The sequence below is a fragment of the Actinoallomurus vinaceus genome (genome assembly GCF_039542055.1).
Taxonomy (GTDB): Bacteria; Actinomycetota; Actinomycetes; order Streptosporangiales; family Streptosporangiaceae; genus Actinoallomurus; species Actinoallomurus vinaceus.
The window spans coordinates 942900-960206 of sequence record NZ_BAABHK010000001.1; the positions used below are offsets into that span (position 1 = coordinate 942900).

At 68.1% G+C, this 17307-nt stretch carries 15 protein-coding genes; 14 read left to right on the forward strand and 1 reads right to left on the reverse strand.

Translation table 11 applies throughout. From position 1 onward, the window contains the following. The first annotated feature begins 148 nt into the window (after positions 1-148). The 3 genes from ABEA24_RS04280 (at position 149) to rplL (ending at position 2328) form a co-directional block, all read left to right on the forward strand. Positions 149-991 (forward strand): SCO4651 family lipoprotein, encoded by an 843-nt coding sequence (locus tag ABEA24_RS04280; RefSeq protein ID WP_345429284.1) that lies wholly within the window; start codon positions 149-151, stop codon positions 989-991. Between the two features lie 299 nt (positions 992-1290). Further along, on the forward strand, positions 1291-1866 hold the full coding sequence (rplJ, locus tag ABEA24_RS04285) for a 50S ribosomal protein L10 (protein WP_345429285.1): 576 nt from the start codon (positions 1291-1293) through the stop codon (positions 1864-1866). Between the two features lie 75 nt (positions 1867-1941). Next, a complete protein-coding gene (rplL, locus tag ABEA24_RS04290) occupies positions 1942-2328 on the forward strand; it encodes a 50S ribosomal protein L7/L12 (RefSeq protein ID WP_345429286.1) in 387 nt (128 codons plus the stop codon). Between the two features lie 78 nt (positions 2329-2406). Here rplL and ABEA24_RS04295 read toward each other — a convergent pair whose 3' ends face one another. Beyond that, the gene (locus ABEA24_RS04295) at positions 2407-3027 is read right to left on the reverse strand and encodes a hypothetical protein (protein WP_345429287.1); all 621 of its coding nucleotides are present in this window, start codon (positions 3025-3027) and stop codon (positions 2407-2409) included. Between the two features lie 409 nt (positions 3028-3436). Here ABEA24_RS04295 and ABEA24_RS04300 point away from each other — a divergent pair, with 409 nt between their 5' ends. The 11 genes from ABEA24_RS04300 to rpoB all read left to right on the forward strand — a co-directional run bounded on the left by ABEA24_RS04300 (position 3437) and on the right by rpoB (position 17210). Next, positions 3437-4459, forward strand: coding sequence for an ABC transporter ATP-binding protein (locus tag ABEA24_RS04300; protein ID WP_345429288.1), 1023 nt, complete (start codon positions 3437-3439; stop codon positions 4457-4459). Further along, a complete protein-coding gene (locus ABEA24_RS04305; protein WP_345429289.1) occupies positions 4459-5253 on the forward strand; it encodes an MlaE family ABC transporter permease in 795 nt (264 codons plus the stop codon). The genes ABEA24_RS04300 and ABEA24_RS04305 overlap by 1 nt, the downstream gene beginning before the upstream one ends. Further along, positions 5253-6104, forward strand: coding sequence for an MlaE family ABC transporter permease (locus ABEA24_RS04310; protein WP_425551138.1), 852 nt, complete (start codon positions 5253-5255; stop codon positions 6102-6104). Before ABEA24_RS04305 ends, ABEA24_RS04310 begins: the two co-directional genes overlap by 1 nt. 50 nt (positions 6105-6154) lie before the next feature. Next, positions 6155-7462 (forward strand): MCE family protein, encoded by a 1308-nt coding sequence (locus ABEA24_RS04315; RefSeq protein ID WP_345429290.1) that lies wholly within the window; start codon positions 6155-6157, stop codon positions 7460-7462. After that, the gene (locus ABEA24_RS04320) at positions 7459-8478 is read left to right on the forward strand and encodes an MCE family protein (protein ID WP_345429291.1); all 1020 of its coding nucleotides are present in this window, start codon (positions 7459-7461) and stop codon (positions 8476-8478) included. The genes ABEA24_RS04315 and ABEA24_RS04320 overlap by 4 nt, the downstream gene beginning before the upstream one ends. Positions 8479-8514: 36 nt before the next feature. After that, positions 8515-9558 carry an MCE family protein gene (locus ABEA24_RS04325; protein ID WP_345429292.1) on the forward strand — a complete coding sequence of 348 codons (1044 nt, stop codon included), beginning with the start codon at positions 8515-8517 and terminating at the stop codon, positions 9556-9558. Positions 9559-9577: 19 nt separating this feature from the next. After that, positions 9578-10843, forward strand: coding sequence for an MCE family protein (locus ABEA24_RS04330; RefSeq protein WP_345429293.1), 1266 nt, complete (start codon positions 9578-9580; stop codon positions 10841-10843). Continuing rightward, the gene (locus ABEA24_RS04335; protein WP_345429294.1) at positions 10840-12276 is read left to right on the forward strand and encodes an MCE family protein; all 1437 of its coding nucleotides are present in this window, start codon (positions 10840-10842) and stop codon (positions 12274-12276) included. The genes ABEA24_RS04330 and ABEA24_RS04335 overlap by 4 nt, the downstream gene beginning before the upstream one ends. Then, a complete protein-coding gene (locus ABEA24_RS04340; RefSeq protein WP_345429295.1) occupies positions 12240-12767 on the forward strand; it encodes a hypothetical protein in 528 nt (175 codons plus the stop codon). The genes ABEA24_RS04335 and ABEA24_RS04340 overlap by 37 nt, the downstream gene beginning before the upstream one ends. Continuing rightward, a complete protein-coding gene (locus ABEA24_RS04345; RefSeq protein WP_345429296.1) occupies positions 12764-13384 on the forward strand; it encodes a hypothetical protein in 621 nt (206 codons plus the stop codon). Before ABEA24_RS04340 ends, ABEA24_RS04345 begins: the two co-directional genes overlap by 4 nt. A 355-nt stretch (positions 13385-13739) precedes the next feature. Then, complete coding sequence (rpoB, locus tag ABEA24_RS04350) at positions 13740-17210, forward strand: DNA-directed RNA polymerase subunit beta (RefSeq protein ID WP_345429297.1); 3471 nt, start codon at positions 13740-13742, stop codon at positions 17208-17210. Positions 17211-17307 lie beyond the last annotated feature (97 nt).

Below are 17307 nucleotides of genomic sequence, written 5' to 3' on the forward strand. Positions count from 1 at the left end.
CCGCGGCTCCCCGCCGCGGGGCGCGCGGCTTTCCGACGTGGGGAAAGTGGCGGGATTGAACCGATGTGATCCCTGTGGCGTCCTAATGTTCTGTCCGCCGCCGCAGGCTGCCGCGCAGCGTGCGCACACCGACCTCGAAGGAAACGCGATGATTCGCCGAACCGCCGTCCTTGCCGTCACCGGGTCCGCCCTGGCCCTGTCCCTCGCCGCCTGCGGCGGCGGAGGAGACGGCGGCAAGAAGGCGCAGGGAAGCGAGCACACGTCCGCCAACGCGGCGCTCGCGGCCGAGCAGGCCGTGAACACGGTGTCGCAGAAGGCCAGCGAGATCAAGACGTTCCAGGCCGAGGTCTCCTCCCACACCACGATGTCCGGGCAGCAGACGTCGATGACCGGCCGGATCTCCTACCGGCTCAAGCCAGGTCTGGCGATGAAGATGAGCATCCCGAGCATGTCGGTCAACGGCCGGAAGACCGGCGGCTTCCAGGAGGTCCTCCTGGGCGACAACCTGTACATGAAGACGGCGGCGCTCTCGAACCAGAACGCCGGCAAGCCGTGGGTCAAGATGTCGCTCAGCAAGCTCGGCGCCCAGAGCGGCATCGACATCAAGTCGCTCATGAACCAGTCCCAGCAGGCCGACCCCTCGGCCAACGTGCGGATGCTGACCGCCTCCAAGGACGTGCGCAAGGTCGGAGCCGAGACCGTCGACGGCACGCAGACCACCCACTACCAGGGCACCTACTCCGTTCAGCAGGCGCTGGCCAAGCTCGGCAGCGACCAGCGTGAGAAGATGCAGCAGCTCGTCGCCAAGACCGGGCTGGACAAGATGGAGTTCGACCTGTGGGTCGACGACCAGCAGCTCCCGCGCAAGATGGCGGTCAAGAGCCCGGCGGGCAGCCAGGTGCAGACGAACACCACGACGACGTACAGCGGCTTCAACAAGCCCGTCTCCATCGCGGCCCCGCCCGCGAGCCAGACCAGGTCCGCCGGCTGACGTCCGCGGCATCGCGCGGGATCGGCGGATACGACCGGTCCCGCGGTGCCGGGCCGACGGCCCGCGCCCGTACGCGATTTGGCCGTGTGCCGATGCATCGCGTACTCTGTTCTACGCCGAAGACCGCCGGTCGTCACCCACGGGGTGACTGAAGGTCCCGCACAGCGGGCGGCCCGCGTAGGTGAGATCGAGAGCTGAGACGTGACCCGGTGCTGGTCATGTTCAACGCCCCGTGCGCCTACGCCGGGGCGTTCTGCATTTTCTGGGCCTTTGACCGGCGCACATCTGGAAGGAGGCCCATGGCGAGGGCGGACAAGGCGGCGGCGGTCGCCGAGCTCAAGAGTGAGTTCGAGAGCTCGAGCGGTGCCGTGCTGACCGAGTACCGCGGGCTCACCGTCGCGCAGATCAGCGAGCTGCGCCGATCGCTCGGTGAGAATGCACGTTTCGCCGTGGTGAAGAACACGCTGACCAAGATCGCCGCGCGCGAGGCCGGGGTCACCGAGGAGCTCGAGCAGCTGCTCCAGGGCCCGTCGGCGATCGCGTTCGTCAAGGGCGATGTGGTCGAGGCCGCCAAGGGCCTGCGTGACTTCGCCAAGGCCAACCCGAACTTGGTGATCAAGGGCGGCGTCGTCGACGGCAAGCCGATGACGTCCGATGACATCACCACGCTCGCCTCCCTCGAGTCCCGCGAGGTCCTCCTCGCGAAGCTCGCGGGTGCGATGAAGGCGTCGATGGGCAACGCCGCCGCTCTCTTCAACGCCCTGCCGGTCAAGGCCGCTCAGCTGGCCGAGGCCCTGCGGGTCAAGCGCGAAGAGGAAGGCGGGGCCGCCGCGGCTCCCGCCGAGGCGCCGGCCGAGACGTCGGACGAGGGTTGATCCCGCGGTCGTAACAGACCTGAAGTACCCCACCCGCACGAGCGACGCGGGTTTTCAACAGGAGGAAGCAACACCATGGCGAAGCTCAGCACGGACGAGCTGCTCGACGCTTTCAAGGAGATGACCCTTCTCGAGCTCTCCGAGTTCGTGAAGCAGTTCGAGGACACCTTCGAGGTCACGGCCGCCGCCCCCGTCGCGGTCGCCGCCGCCGGTGGCGCCCCGGGCGCCCCGGCTGCCGAGGTCGAGGAGAAGGACGAGTTCGACGTCGTCCTCGAGGCCGCCGGTGACAAGAAGATCCAGGTCATCAAGGAGGTCCGCGCCCTCACGAGCCTGGGCCTCAAGGAGGCCAAGGACCTGGTCGACGGCGCGCCGAAGCCGCTGCTGGAGAAGGTCAACAAGGAGACGGCCGACAAGGCCAAGGAGGCCCTGGAGAAGGCCGGCGCGACGGTCACCGTCAAGTAAGGCGTCTTCTCCCGGCGCTTTCTCAGCGCTCTTCGAGGGCGGTCACCCATCCGGGTGGCCGCCCTTCGCCGTCTCCGCCTACCAGGTGAGGAAGCCGGGGAAAGCGGCGGCGTCCGGGAGGGGCGTCCCCTCGGGTAGGTCACGGATGAAGACGACCGCCTCCTCGTCCTGCCCGTAGGAGATGGGCTCGAGGGTCTGGCCGACGACGAGGACGTTGCCGCTCCGGCGCCAGGCGGCGTAGCGCCAGCAGTACGGGCCGGTCGACACGGTGCCGCCCTCGGTCCGTACGTCGGCCCCTGGCGGGCCGAGCACCTCGGTGAACCGGCCGACGGCGGTGTCGACGCAGGCGTCGAAGTCCGCGCGGCCGGCGTCCTTCCGGCTGGACCAGCCCGGCTGCGTCCCCCAGCCGTCCTCCGGCCACAGCTCGCCGCCGACGTCGTAGAAGTGGGCGAACGGCAGGTAGAGGCAGTCGTCGCCGTGTACGAAATGGCCGAGGTCGGTGACGAAACGACACTCGTCCATCGGCACCTCGCCCTCGTCGCTCCAGCCGAGTCCGAGCATCGCGCGGTCGGCGACCGCCGGGTCGTCCCACGGCAGGTCCATGAGGCCCACGATCCGCCGGGCGAATTCAGGGGTGATGGGGCAGGTGGCGACGTAGGAGTGGATGTCGTCGTCGGCATGGGGCAGTGATTCGCTCATCGCGGGGATTATCCCGAAGGTCGACAAGGCCGAGGAGGCCGTGACTTCCGGGCTTACCTATCAAGCGCTTGGTTGATAGAATTCGGCCCATGCAAGTGATCATTTATCGACGTTCCGTACGCGTGTCCGGGCGGGCGGTCACCGGCCGACCCCTTCACAAGGAAACTGTTGGACCGCTAGTCTCATAAGTCGGACTCGAGTAACGATCTGCTTACAAGGCAGCCTGTGCGTCGACGACTACGGTTTTACCTCTTCCAATCGAGCGAGGGATGACTACGGTAGGTGGACGCGGCACGCACGATGGCCCCCGGCCACGGTTCAGTGGCTCTGTGTGATCCGGCGACGTAACCCATCGGTAACTCGCTCGTTGTACCGGACACCCCCGGGCTGGCTGGACGAAAGGTGACGAGTGGGCGTCGAAATCAGAGTCGAAGGGCTGACCAAGTCCTTCGGGCGTCAGGTCATCTGGGAGGACGTCACGCTGACGCTGCCCGCCGGCGAGATCTCCGTCCTCCTCGGACCCTCCGGCACCGGCAAGTCGGTGTTCCTCAAGACGATGGTCGGGCTGCTCAAGCCGGACCGCGGCCACTGCTGGATCGACGGCAAGGACATGCCGAACCTCCGCGAGCACGACATGTACGAGGTGCGGAAGCTCTTCGGCGTCCTGTTCCAGGACGGCGCGCTGTTCGGCTCGATGAACCTCTTCGACAACATCGCCTTCCCGCTGCGCGAGCACACGCGAAAGTCGGAGTCCGAGGTCCGGCGCATCGTCATGGAGAAGATGGAGATGGTCGGGCTCGCCGGAGCCCAGCAGAAGTTCCCCGGCGAGATCTCCGGCGGCATGCGGAAGCGGGCCGGGCTGGCCCGCGCGCTCGTGCTCGATCCGCAGATCATCCTCTGCGACGAGCCCGACTCGGGCCTGGACCCGGTCCGTACGGTGCTGCTCAACCAGCTGATCGTCGACCTCAACGCCGAGATCGAGGCGACGATCCTCATCGTCACCCACGACATCAACACCGCCCGTACGGTGCCGGACAACATCGGCATGCTGTTCCGCCGCGAGCTGGTGATGTTCGGTCCGCGGGAGATGCTGCTGTCCAGCGAGGAGCCGGTGGTCCGGCAGTTCCTCAACGCGCGCAAGGTCGGCCCCATCGGCATGTCGGAGGAGAAGGACCTCTCCGAGCTGGAGGCCGAGGCCCGCCTCGGGCGCGACCCGGGCCCCCTGCCGCCGATCCCGCCGCAGCTGATGACCAGTGACGGTCGCCTCCGCCGGACCCAGCACGCGCCCGGCGAGTGGCTGCGCGCGCACGGCGTCACCCCGCCGGCGGGGTCGTTCATCGACGAGATGGGCCGTGACTGGCTCCAGGAGTGGCCGCGGTACGTCGCGGCGATGTCGGCGGGTGCCGGGCAGCACCACGAAGGGGCTCGCTGATGGCGCGCGCCGGCAAGGTCGCCGACGGTGTGGCCAACGCCACGCTGCGCGAGCCCGGCCGGTTCTTCGCGCTGTCGCTCGACACCTTCCGGGCGATGTTCAAGTGGCCGTTCCAGTGGCAGGAGTTCCTGCAGCAGGCGTGGTTCATCGTCAGCGTCACCGTGGCTCCGACGATCATGGTGGCCATCCCGTTCGGCGCGGTGCTGTCGCTGCAGGTCGGCAACCTGATCCGGCAGCTCGGCGCGCAGTCCCAGACCGGCTCGACGGCGGTGCTGGCGATCGTCCGGGAGGCCAGCCCGATCGTCACCGCCCTCCTCATCGCGGCGGCCGCCGGCTCGGCGATCTGCGCCGACCTGGGCGCCCGGAAGATCCGCGAAGAGATCGACGCGATGGAGGTGCTCGGCATCAACCCGCTGCACCGCCTCGTGGTGCCCCGGGTGCTCGCCTGCGCCTTCGTCGGACTGTTCCTCAACGGCATCGTGTCGGTGGTCGGCATCGCCGGCGGCTACGTCTTCAACGTCATGCTCCAAGGAGGCACGCCCGGCGCGTACATCTCCTCCTTCAGCGGCCTCGCCCAGCTGTCCGACCTCTACCAGGCCGAGGTGAAGGCGGTCGTGTTCGGCGTCACCGCCGCGCTCGTCGCCTCGTACAAGGGCCTGACCGCCTCCGGCGGTCCCAAGGGTGTGGGCGACGCGGTGAACCAGACCGTCGTCATCGCCGCCATGGCGCTGTTCGTGGAGAACTTCGTGCTCAGCGCGCTGTACTTCCAGCTCGTTCCGCAGAAGGGCATGTGATGGCGGCCGGCACGTGGGGCGGGTTCCGTTCCGCCAAGCGCGTCATCGACGCGCCGATGGAGCGCCTGGAGGGCTTCGGCCACCAGATGGCGTTCTACGTCCGGGCGTTCGCCTGGGTGTGGCGGGTCGTCATCCGCTACAAGAAGGAGGTCGTGCGCCTGCTGGCCGAGGTCAGCCTCGGCACCGGCGGCCTGGCCGTCATGGGCGGCAGCGTGGCGATCGTCGGCTTCATGACCTTCTTCACCGGCACCGAGGTCGGCCTGCAGGGCTACAACGCCCTGAACCAGATCGGCAGCGCGGCCTTCAGCGGTTTCGTCTCCGCGTACTTCAACACGCGCGAGCTGGCGCCCACCGTGTCGGCGCTCGCGCTGTCGGCGACGGTCGGGTGCGGCTTCACCGCCCAGCTCGGCGCCATGCGGATCAGCGACGAGATCGACGCCCTGGAGGTCATGGGCGTGCCGTCGCTGCCGTTCCTCGTGACGACGCGGCTGGTCGCCGGGATGCTCGCGGTCATCCCGCTGTACGTCATCGGCCTGCTCGCGTCGTTCGTCGCCACCCGGCTGATCGTGACCCTGTCGTTCGGTCAGTCCAGCGGCACGTACGACCACTACTTTTACCTGTTCCTCCCACCCCACGACGTGTTGTGGTCGTTCGGGAAGGTCCTGGTCTTCGCGATCCTCGTCATGCTCATCCACTGCTACTACGGCTACAACGCCAGCGGCGGGCCGGCCGGCGTGGGCCTGGCGGTCGGCCGCGCCGTCCGTACGAGCCTCGTCGTGGTCAACATCGTGGATCTGCTCATGGGGATGGCGATCTGGGGCGCGACCACCACAGTGCGGATCGCCGGCTGAGACGAGAGGTGTGAGTGCGCGATGTCGATTGCTGAGCCGGGGGAGGACACGTGAGTTACACCCCGCCCTTCGGCTCGTGGTCCGAGCGGCTGCGCTACCGCCTGTACGGGGTGGCGTTCGTGCTCGTCGTCGTCCTGCTCGTCGTGCTGATGATCGCGCAGTACAACAAGGCGTTCACGCCCGTCTACCACGTCACCGTGGACAGCGACCGGGCCGGGCTGCAGCTCGTCCCGCACTCCGACGTGAAGGTGCGCGGCCTGATCGTCGGCGAGGTCCGCAAGATCCGGCAGACGCAGAAGGGGGCGGCGATCGACCTGGCGATCGACCCGTCCAAGGCGCAGCTGATCCCGGCGGACTCCTCGGCCCGGATGTTGCCCAAGACGGTGTTCGGCGAGAAGTTCGTCGACATCGTCCCGCCCGGGGGCGCCCTCGGCGGCCGTCACCTGAAGAACGGCGACGTCATCCCGCAGGACCGCTCCACCACCGCCGTCGAGGTCAACCAGGTCCTCGACGACGTCATGCCGATCCTCAACGAGGTCGAGCCGGCCAAGCTCAACGCCACCCTGAACGCCCTGGCCACCGCCCTGCAGGGCCGCGGCGACCAGATCGGGCAGATGCTCGTCGACGCCGACGACTACCTCAAGCGGCTCAACCCGCACCTGCCGACCGTCGTGCACGACCTGCGGCAGCTCGCGGTCGTCAGCGACAACCTCAGCGGCGCCGCGCCCGACCTGATCTCGATCATGCAGAACCTCCAGACGACGAACCGGACGATCGTCGACAAGGAGCCGCAGCTGGTGGCCGCCCTCGACAAGGGGATCAACCTCACCGGCCAGGCCACCGAGTTCACGGCCGACAACGAGCCCCGCCTCGTCGGCGCGATGATCGCCAACCGGCAGTCGCTCGCGCTGCTCGCCAAGTACTCCCCGGGCGTGCCCTGCGTCCTGCAGGGCATGGCCAAGCTCACGCCCCGGCTGGTCGACGCGATGGGCGGCAAGCAGCCGGGCGTGCACGTCACGCTCGAGCTGGTCAAGCCGCGGCCCGGGTACAAGCCCGGCCTCGACAAGCCGGCGTTCAACGACCATCGCAACCCGCGCTGCTACGGCCTGCCGAACCCGAAGGTGCCGTTCCCGCAGTACCAGCTGCTGGACGGCACCGAGGACGACCAGTGGTGGGCCGGCGGCGCGGGCCGGTCCCTGTCCAGCGTCCTGGTCAAGCCGGGCAGCTCCGCCGACGACGACACCCTGCTCAAGGGCCTGCTCGGGCCCGCGATGGGCACCCGCGCCGACCAGGTCTCCGACCTCGCGTCGCTGCTCTACAAACCGGCCGCCAACGGAATGGTGGTGACCGTCAAGTGAAGACGACCTCGGCGGCCGTCAAGCTGCTGATCTTCGCGGTCATCGCGACGCTGGCCACGGCGGTGCTCGCCGTCGCCATCTCCAACATGCAGTTCGTCGCGAGCCGGAAGTACCACCTGATCTTCACGGACGCGGCCGGCCTCAACAACGGCGACGAGGTGCGGATCGCCGGCGTGCGCGTCGGTGAGGTCGACGGCATCAAGCTGTACCAAGGGCACCTGGCCAGGGTCACGATCTCGGTGATCAAGGATCAGACCCTGCCGCGCAGCACGCAGGCGCAGCTGCGGTACCGCAACCTGATGGGGCAGCGCTACGTCTCCCTCACCGAGGGCTCCGGGCAGGGCGGCGACCTGCCGGCGGGCGGCACGATCCCCAAGGAGCAGACCCAGCCCGCGCTGGACCTGACCGCGCTGTTCAACGGCTTCCGGCCGCTGCTGCGGGCGATCAAGCCGCAGGACGTCAACCAGCTGACCTACCAGCTCATCCAGGTGCTGCAGGGCGAGGGCGGCACGGTCAACGGGCTGCTCGCGCACGTCGCCTCCCTGACCGAGACCCTCGGCAACCGCGACGAGGTCATCGGCCGGGTGATCGACAACCTCGACAAGGTGATCGCCACCATCGACTCGCGGGACCAGGAGGTCTCCGCCCTCATCACCAACCTCAAGAGCCTCGTGTCCGGGCTGGCCACCGACCGGCACGCGATCGGCGAGTCGCTCGTCAGCATCAACCAGCTGGTCTACACGACCAACGGCCTGCTCACCGACGTCCGTCCGTCGGTCAAGGCCGACATCGCCTCGCTCGGCCACCTGTCGAAGGTCCTGGCGGCCAACGGCAACCAGCTGGACAAGGCGTTCCAGACGATGCCGAAGAACTTCATGCTGCTGGACCGGGCGGCGTCGTACGGCTCCTGGTTCAACTTCTACCTGTGCGGCCTGGACGCCCGTATCGGGCTGCCCGGCAAGGTCTCCTTCAACACTCCGCAGATCCTGAACGAGAACGCCCGATGCAAGGGGTGATCAGGTGAACGAGGCAGCGACGAGGGGAGCGCGGCGGTGAGAGTCTCCTTCCGCGACCGGGATCCCCTGGTGATGGGCATCGTCGGCATGTCGTCGGTGGCCGTACTCGTGTTCGCCGCGTTCAATCTCACGGTCTTCGAGGGCGGCACCGTCTACCACGCCGCGTTCACCGAGGCCAGCGGGCTCAAGCCGAACGAAGAGGTGCGCGTCGCCGGCGTCAAGGTCGGCAAGGTCAAGAGCGTCGGGCTGGAGGGTGACCACGTGAAGGTCGCCTTCACCGCGAACAGGGTCCGCTTCGGCACCCAGTCGCAGGTCCGGATCAAGATCTCGACGCTGCTGGGCGCGCACTACCTGGAGATCGTGCCGAAGGGCGACCGGCACCAGTCCACGCGCGCGGAGATCCCCACGTCGCGCACCGCCCCGTCGTACGAGGTCGTGCCGGCTCTGCAGGACCTCTCCGGTCAGCTGCAGAAGATCGACGTGCCGCAGCTCGCGAAGGCGCTCAACACGCTGGACCAGACGCTGAAGTACTCCCCGGACAACGTACGCCGGACGCTCAGTGGACTGCGGAAGATCTCCCAGGCGATCTCCTCCCGCGACGACGAGCTGGGCAGCCTTCTCGGCCACACCCGCAGCCTGACCGGCCTGCTCGCCGACCGCAGCGGCGACCTCGCCCAGCTCGTGTCCGGGGGCGGGCTGCTGCTGCAGGAGCTCAACGACCGGCGCCAGGTGATCACCTCGCTGCTGTCCGGTACGGTCAGCCTCTCCAACCAGATCACCGGGGCGATCGAGGAGAACCGCGCGACGCTGAACCCCGCGATGCGCCAGCTCCACAACGTCGTGAACATCCTGCTGCGCAACCAGGGCAACATCGACAAGTCGCTCAAAACCCTGGGGCCCTTCGTCACCGTCTCGGCGGACGCCACCGCCCAGGGCCGGTGGTTCGACGGCTACCTGCAGAACCTCATCCCGCTTCCGGTCAAGATCGGCCCGGCTCAGCCCCCGATCAACGACCAGAAGAGCGGGACCGGGAAGCGCGCCCCCAGCGGCACGAGCACGGCCGGCGCGGGCCGTGAGTGAGATGAGAGGTACGGACGAGGTGTCTCGATCGGAGCGGCCGAAACGCCGTAGAGCCGCGCGGATCCTCGCCGCGGCGCTCACACTGACCGCGGCGGTCTCGGGCTGTTCGTTCCGCGGGATGTCGTCGGTGCCGCTGCCCGGCGGCATCGACACCGGGTCCGATGCGTACGACGTGAAGATCGTCTTTTCGAACGTCCTGGACCTGGTCCCGCAGTCGCAGTGCCGGGTCGACGACGTCCCGGTCGGCAAGGTCACCAAGATCCGCCTGGTGGACTGGAAGGCAGAGGTCACCTGCCGGCTCCGCGGCTCGGTCGACCTGCCGGGCAACGCCGTCGCCACGATCTCCCAGACCAGCCTCCTCGGTGAGAAGTTCGTGGCGCTGTCCGCGCCGCAGGGGCAGGCGCCGCAGGGGAAGCTGGCGCAGGGCGCGCTGATCCCGCTGGAGCGCACCACCCGCAACACCGAGGTCGAGGAGGTGCTGTCGGCGATGTCCATGCTCATCACCGGCGGCGGCCTGGAGCAGGTCTCCACGATCAACCACGAGCTCAACGCCGCGATGCAGGGCCGTACGACGCAGATGCGCGACCTGCTCGGCCGCGTGAACACCTTCGTCGGCACGCTCGACCGGCAGAAGGCTCAGATCGTCACCACGATCGACAAGGTCGACCGGCTGGCCGCCACGCTCGCCCGGCACAACCAGACGATCGCCGACACGATCGACAGCACCGGCCCGGCGGTGAAGATCCTCGCCCAACAGCGGCAGGACCTCACCAAGCTCCTGGTCAACATGGACAAGCTCGGCACCGTGGCCACCCGGGTGATCAACCGCTCGCACGACGACACGGTCGCCAACCTCAAGTCGCTGCAGACGGTCCTGCAGAACACCGACAAGGCCAGCAACGTCATCCCGAAGGTCCTCGGCGGCCTGTTCACCTTCCCCTTCCCGCAGACGGTCTCCCAGGCGCTCAAGGGCGACTACGGCAACCTGTTCGCCACCCTGGACCTCGACGTGGGCAACATCTCGCACAACTTCCTCGCCGGCACGGCGCTCGACGGCGCGGCCAAGACCGCCGAGAAGCTGCAGGCGTCCCTGCCGGCACCCCGCACCAGCGTCCCCGACAATCCGCTCGGCGTCCTCCCACAGGGCGGCACCGGCGGGTCCGACCAGAACGGCACCGGCGGCTCGCAGCAGGGCGGTGGCGGCGGCATCCTGCCGCCTCTGGGCATGCGCGGCGGCGCGCCAGGCGACGATCTGGGCGCCCTGCTGAGCGGAGGCACCGCATGATCATCAAGCGTGGCGTCAAGATCCAGCTGACGATCTTCGCGATCATCACGGTGCTGACCATGGCCTACACCCTCGTGAACATCATCGGGCTCGGTCAGTCCGTCCTCGACCTGCGCTACCGCGTCTACGTCGACATGGCCGACTCCGGCGGCATCTTCACCAACGCCGAGGTCACCTACCGCGGGGTCACGGTCGGCCGGGTGGGGCCGCTCCACCTGACGAAGGACGGCGTCCGCGTCGAGCTGCGCATCAACCGCGACCGCAAGGTCCCGAACAACGACGTGCAGGCGTACGTCCTCAACCGGTCCGGCGTCGGCGAGCAGTACGTCGACCTGCGCCCCGCCGGCAACGGGCCGCCGCTGAAGAGCGGCGACGTCATCCCGCGAGGCCAAACGCACCTGCCCGTCCAGACGTACGAGCTGCTGCACAACATCGACGCGCTGGTGCGGACCGTGAACCCCAAGGACCTCGGGACGGTCATCGACGAGCTCGACAAGGGCCTGTCGGGCGAGGGCCCGGACCTGCAGTCACTGATCGACTCCAACAAGAAGATCCTGGCCGCGCTGAACGACACCTACCCCGAGACGATCGCGCTGCTCAACAACGGCCGTACGGTCCTGGACACGCAGGTCGACGAGGGGTCGGTCTTCCGGGAGTTCTCCCACAACCTCGCCTCGCTGACGGCCGAGCTCAAGCGCGACGACCCCGACGTCCGCAAGTTCCTGAACGTCACGCCGGGCGCGCTCGACCAGGGCCAGGACCTGCTCGACCGCCTCGAGCCGACCCTGCCCACCCTGCTCGCCAACGGCTCGGTGGTCGGGTCGGTGCTGACCTCGCGCACCACGCAGTTGCGGACACTGCTGACCACCTATCCGCTCATCGTCGGCGGCGCCTTCAGCGTCACCCCCGGCGACGGCACGGTGCACTTCGGCCTGGAGCTCAACTTCAACCAGCCGCCGGTCTGCACCAAGGGTTACAGCGGCACACGCGTGCGCTACCCGCAGGACCTCCGGCCGGCGACCATCAACCCCAACGCGTCCTGCAAGGCGCCCAAGGACGCCACGACCGCCGTCCGCGGCTCCCGCAACGCGCCTCCGGCCGGTCCCTACCCGAAGCTGCCTGCGGGCGCGACGTCCGGTGCCGGCTTCCCGTACGAGACCTCGGACGGCTCGAGCAGCAGCCGTTCGGACGCGGCGAAGCAGACGTCGGTCACCGGCGGGTCGTCGTCGGCGGCGGGCGGCTCGGCGGCGGGGGGTGCCGGTTCCGGACAGGAGGGCTCCTCCGGTCTGCAGACGCTGTTCGTCAGCGGCTACGATCCCCGGACCCGCGTTTACGTGGGGCCCGACGGGAAGCAGTACCGCCTGGGCAAGGTGAGTCAACTGACGGGAGACGCTTCATGGCAGACGCTTCTGCTGAGCCCGATCGTCGGCTGAGCGCCCGCCGCCTGGGGGTGACGTTCGCGCTGCTGGGGGTGGCCCTCGTCGCCCTCACGGTGTGGGCGTCGGTCCGGCTCGTGCCCAAGACGTACGCCGCCGACACCCGTAAGTCCGACATCGAGGCGGTGCAGACCGTCGGCCGCCGGGTCGTCACGAACTTCTACTCGATCAGCTACCAGAGCTTCGACCAGGACGCCCAGCGCGTGTACGCCGACATGGCCGACAAGTTCAAGGCGCAGGCCGTCCAGCAGCTCGGCACCACCTGGAAGCAGACCGTGGTGGGCAACAAGCTGGTCTCCAGCGCGGCGGTCTCCGCCTCCGGAGTGATCAACATCGACGCCAAGTCGGCCGAGGTCATGGTCACCGTACGGCGGACCGCGCAGTCCGCTCAGGTCACGACCCCGTCCTCGTCGTGGCAGAGCGCGCAGGTCCAGCTCACCAAGGTCGGTGGTCACTGGCGGGTCTCCGGGATGGGAGGGCTGCAATGACCGCGGTCACCAGGCGCAAGGACAAGAAGACCGAGGAGACGCCCGCCGAGGAGAAGGCGGCGGAGGGCGCGGCGCAGCGGTCGCCGGCCACCGTGCCGCTCGTCATCCTGGCGTGCGCGGTCCTCGTCGTGGCCGTCGGCTGCGTGGCGCTGTGGCACCAGCGGAGCGAGGACGAGGCGGTCCAGAGCGCCCGCGAGGACGGCCTGGCCGCCGCGCAGTCCGCGGCCAAGGACCTGCTGTCGTACAACTACCGGACGCTGGACTACGACCTCGGCAAGGCGCGCTCCGAGATGACGCCGGCGATGGCGAAGTCCTACGACGAGTACTGGAAGATCTTCCGGCCGTCGGTGGAGAAGAGCCAGACCCAGGCGCTGACCCAGATCCAGGTCGCGTCGGTGACGCAGGCGACGCCCGGCCGCGTCGAGGTGCTGCTCTTCGTCAAGATGATCTCGGTGAACGCCGCGCACAAGGAACCTCAGGTCGACACCTCCTGGCCGCGACTGACGATGAGGAAGATCGGCAAGAAGTGGTTGATCGACGGCCCGCGGATGACCACCCCGCCGCCGTCGTCATCGGGCCCGACCTCGACGCCGACTCCGTCCGCGTCGAAAAAGTGACGTTGATCCACATCCGAGCCGCCGCGCGGTCCTGCGCGGGGGCGGCCGCCGGCGTGCGCGAGGACGGCGAGGTGCCCGCTTCCCCGTAAACTATGGGCTTCCTCACCCTCGCCGAAGGGGCGGAATGTCCATGTCTAGTCTTGACGTGGGGCCGCTGACGAGCGATGCTGCGGAGCAACTGTGATGCATACCGTGGCACTGCGCTCGACAGCGGTGTAGCGTTCGGCTACACTGCCCCTTTGCGCTGCCCTCTGACAATCCACACATCGACACCCCCGTTTTGGCGGGGTCTATCGACGTGGATCGTCTGGCGTGCGCGTCGTCAGTCCGCCGCGAGCCCTCGGAAGGACCACTCTTGGCAGCCTCGCGCAACGCCTCGACTACCGCAACCGGTCCGAACCGCGTTTCTTTCGCGCGTATCAAGGAGCCTCTGGAAGTTCCGGACCTCCTCGCGCTGCAGACCGAGTCCTTTGACTGGTTGCTCGGTAACGAGAGGTGGAAGGCCCGGGTCAATGCGGCCCAGCAGGCCGGTCGTAAGGATGTCCCGACCCAGTCGGGACTTGAGGAGATCTTCGAAGAGATCAGTCCCATCGAAGACTTCTCCGGCACCATGTCCCTCTCGTTCCGGGATCACCGGTTCGAGCCGCCGAAGTACTCCGTCGAGGAGTGCAAAGACAAGGACATGACCTTCTCCGCCCCGATGTTCGTCACGGCGGAGTTCATCAACAACTCCACGGGGGAGATCAAGAGCCAGACGGTGTTCATGGGTGACTTCCCGCTCATGACGCCGCGAGGCACCTTCATCATCAACGGCACCGAGCGCGTCGTCGTGTCGCAGCTCGTCCGTTCGTCCGGCGTCTACTTCGACCGGGCACTGGACAAGACGTCCGACAAGGACATCTTCGGCGTCAAGGTCATCCCGTCGCGCGGCGCGTGGCTGGAGTTCGAGGTCGACAAGCGCGACAACGTCGGCGTCCGCATCGACCGCAAGCGCAAGCAGAGCGTCACCGTCCTGCTCAAGGCGCTCGGTTGGGACGACGCCCGCATCCTTGAGCGCTGGGGCGACTACGAGTCCATGCGCGTCACCCTCGAGAAGGACCACACCACCGGGCAGGACGACGCCCTGCTCGACATCTACCGCAAGCTGCGCCCGGGCGAGCCTCCGACGAAGGAGTCCGCGCAGACGCTGCTGGAGAATCTCTACTTCAACCCGAAGCGTTACGACCTGGCGAAGGTCGGCCGCTACAAGGTCAACAAGAAGCTCGGCCTCGACATCGAGCTCAGCCAGGGCACGCTGACCGAGGACGACATCGTCACGACCATCGACTACCTCGTTCGGCTGCACGCCGGCGAGGAGGAGGTGACGGGCCCGGCGGGCCGGACGATCCCCGTCGAGACCGACGACATCGACCACTTCGGCAACCGTCGTATCCGCTCGGTCGGCGAGCTCATCCAGAACCAGGTCCGCCTGGGCCTGGCCCGCATGGAGCGCGTCGTCCGCGAGCGCATGACGACGCAGGACGTCGAGGCGATCACGCCGCAGACCCTGATCAACATCCGCCCGGTCGTGGCGTCGATCAAGGAGTTCTTCGGCACCTCGCAGCTGTCGCAGTTCATGGACCAGACCAACCCGCTCGCGGGCCTGACGCACAAGCGGCGTCTGAACGCCCTCGGCCCGGGCGGTCTGTCCCGTGAGCGGGCGGGCATGGAGGTCCGTGACGTCCACCCGTCGCACTACGGCCGCATGTGCCCGATCGAGACGCCGGAAGGCCCGAACATCGGTCTGATCGGCTCGCTGAGCTCGTACGGGCGGGTCAACTCGTTCGGCTTCATCGAGACGCCGTACCGCAAGGTCGTCGACGGCCGGGTCACCGAGCAGATCGACTACCTCACCGCGGACGAGGAGGACCGGCACGTCGTCGCGCAGGCGAACACGCCGCTCGAGGACGACGGCACCTTCGTCGAGAACCGCGTCCTGGTCCGCCGGAAGGGCGGCGAGGTCGAGTTCATCCCGCCGTCCGAGGTCGACTACATGGACGTCTCGCCGCGCCAGATGGTGTCGGTCGCGACGGCCATGATCCCGTTCCTCGAGCACGACGACGCGAACCGCGCGCTCATGGGCTCCAACATGCAGCGCCAGTCCGTCCCGCTGCTGCGCAGCGAGGCGCCGCTGGTCGGCACCGGCATGGAGTACCGCGCGGCGACCGACGCCGGCGACGTCATCACGGCCGAGAAGGCCGGTGTCGTCGAGGAGGTCTCGGCCGACTACATCACCGTGATGAACGACGACGGCACGCGCACCACCTACCGTGTCGCCAAGTTCAAGCGGTCCAACCAGGGCACCTGCTTCAACCAGAAGCCCATCGTGGACGAGGGCCAGCGGGTCGAGGTCGGCACCGTCGTCGCCGACGGTCCGTGCACGGACAACGGCGAGATGGCGCTCGGCAAGAACCTCCTGGTGGCGTTCATGCCGTGGGAGGGCCACAACTACGAAGACGCGATCATCCTCTCCCAGCGTCTGGTGCAGGACGACGTCCTGTCCTCGATCCACATCGAGGAGCACGAGGTCGACGCCCGTGACACCAAGCTGGGCCCGGAGGAGATCACCCGGGACATCCCGAACGTCTCCGAAGAGGTCCTGTCCGACCTGGACGAGCGCGGCATCATCCGCATCGGCGCCGAGGTCACCACGGGCGACATCCTGGTCGGCAAGGTCACCCCGAAGGGTGAGACCGAGCTGACCCCGGAGGAGCGCCTGCTGCGCGCGATCTTCGGCGAGAAGGCCCGTGAGGTCCGCGACACCTCCCTGAAGGTGCCGCACGGCGAAGAGGGCAAGGTCATCGGGGTCCGCGTGTTCAGCCGGGAAGAGGGCGACGAGCTCCCGCCGGGCGTGAACGAGCTGGTCCGGGTGTACGTCGCCCAGAAGCGCAAGATCACCGATGGTGACAAGCTCGCCGGTCGTCACGGCAACAAGGGCGTCATCTCCAAGGTGCTGCCGATCGAGGACATGCCGTTCCTCGAGGACGGCACCCCGGTCGACATCGTCCTCAACCCGCTCGGTGTGCCCGGCCGTATGAACGTCGGCCAGGTGCTGGAGACCCACCTCGGGTGGGTGGCCAGCCGAGGGTGGAAGGTCGACGGTGACGACGCCGAGTGGAAGCGCCAGCTGAAGGCCATCGGCGTGGACGCGGCCGAGCCGGGCACCAACGTCGCCACTCCGGTGTTCGACGGCGCCCGCGAGGAGGAGATCACCGAGCTGCTCGACAGCACCCTGCCGAACCGTGACGGCAACCGCATGGTGCAGAAGACCGGCAAGGCGCGGCTGTTCGACGGCCGCACCGGTGAGCCCTTCAAGGACCCGATCGCGGTCGGCTACATCTACATTCTGAAGCTGCTCCACCTGGTCGACGACAAGATCCACGCGCGTTCGACCGGTCCGTACTCCATGATCACCCAGCAGCCGCTCGGCGGTAAGGCCCAGTTCGGTGGCCAGCGCTTCGGTGAGATGGAGGTCTGGGCGCTGGAGGCGTACGGCGCCGCCTACGCCCTCCAGGAGCTGCTCACCATCAAGTCCGACGACGTCCTCGGCCGCGTGAAGGTGTACGAGGCCATCGTCAAGGGCGAGAACATCCCTGAGCCGGGCATCCCTGAGTCCTTCAAGGTGCTCATCAAGGAGATGCAGTCGCTGTGCCTCAACGTCGAGGTGCTCTCCAGCGACGGCATGTCCATCGAGATGCGTGACACCGACGAGGACGTCTTCCGCGCCGCGGAAGAGCTCGGCATCGACCTGTCCCGGCGTGAGCCGAGCAGTGTCGAAGAGGTCTGAGGAACGGGGAGCCGACGAGTGAACGACGTGGGGGGCGGCACGGGCGCGCGACAGCGCCCGGCCGCCCGCCCGCGGAGTGAGCGAGAAGGCGCCACGG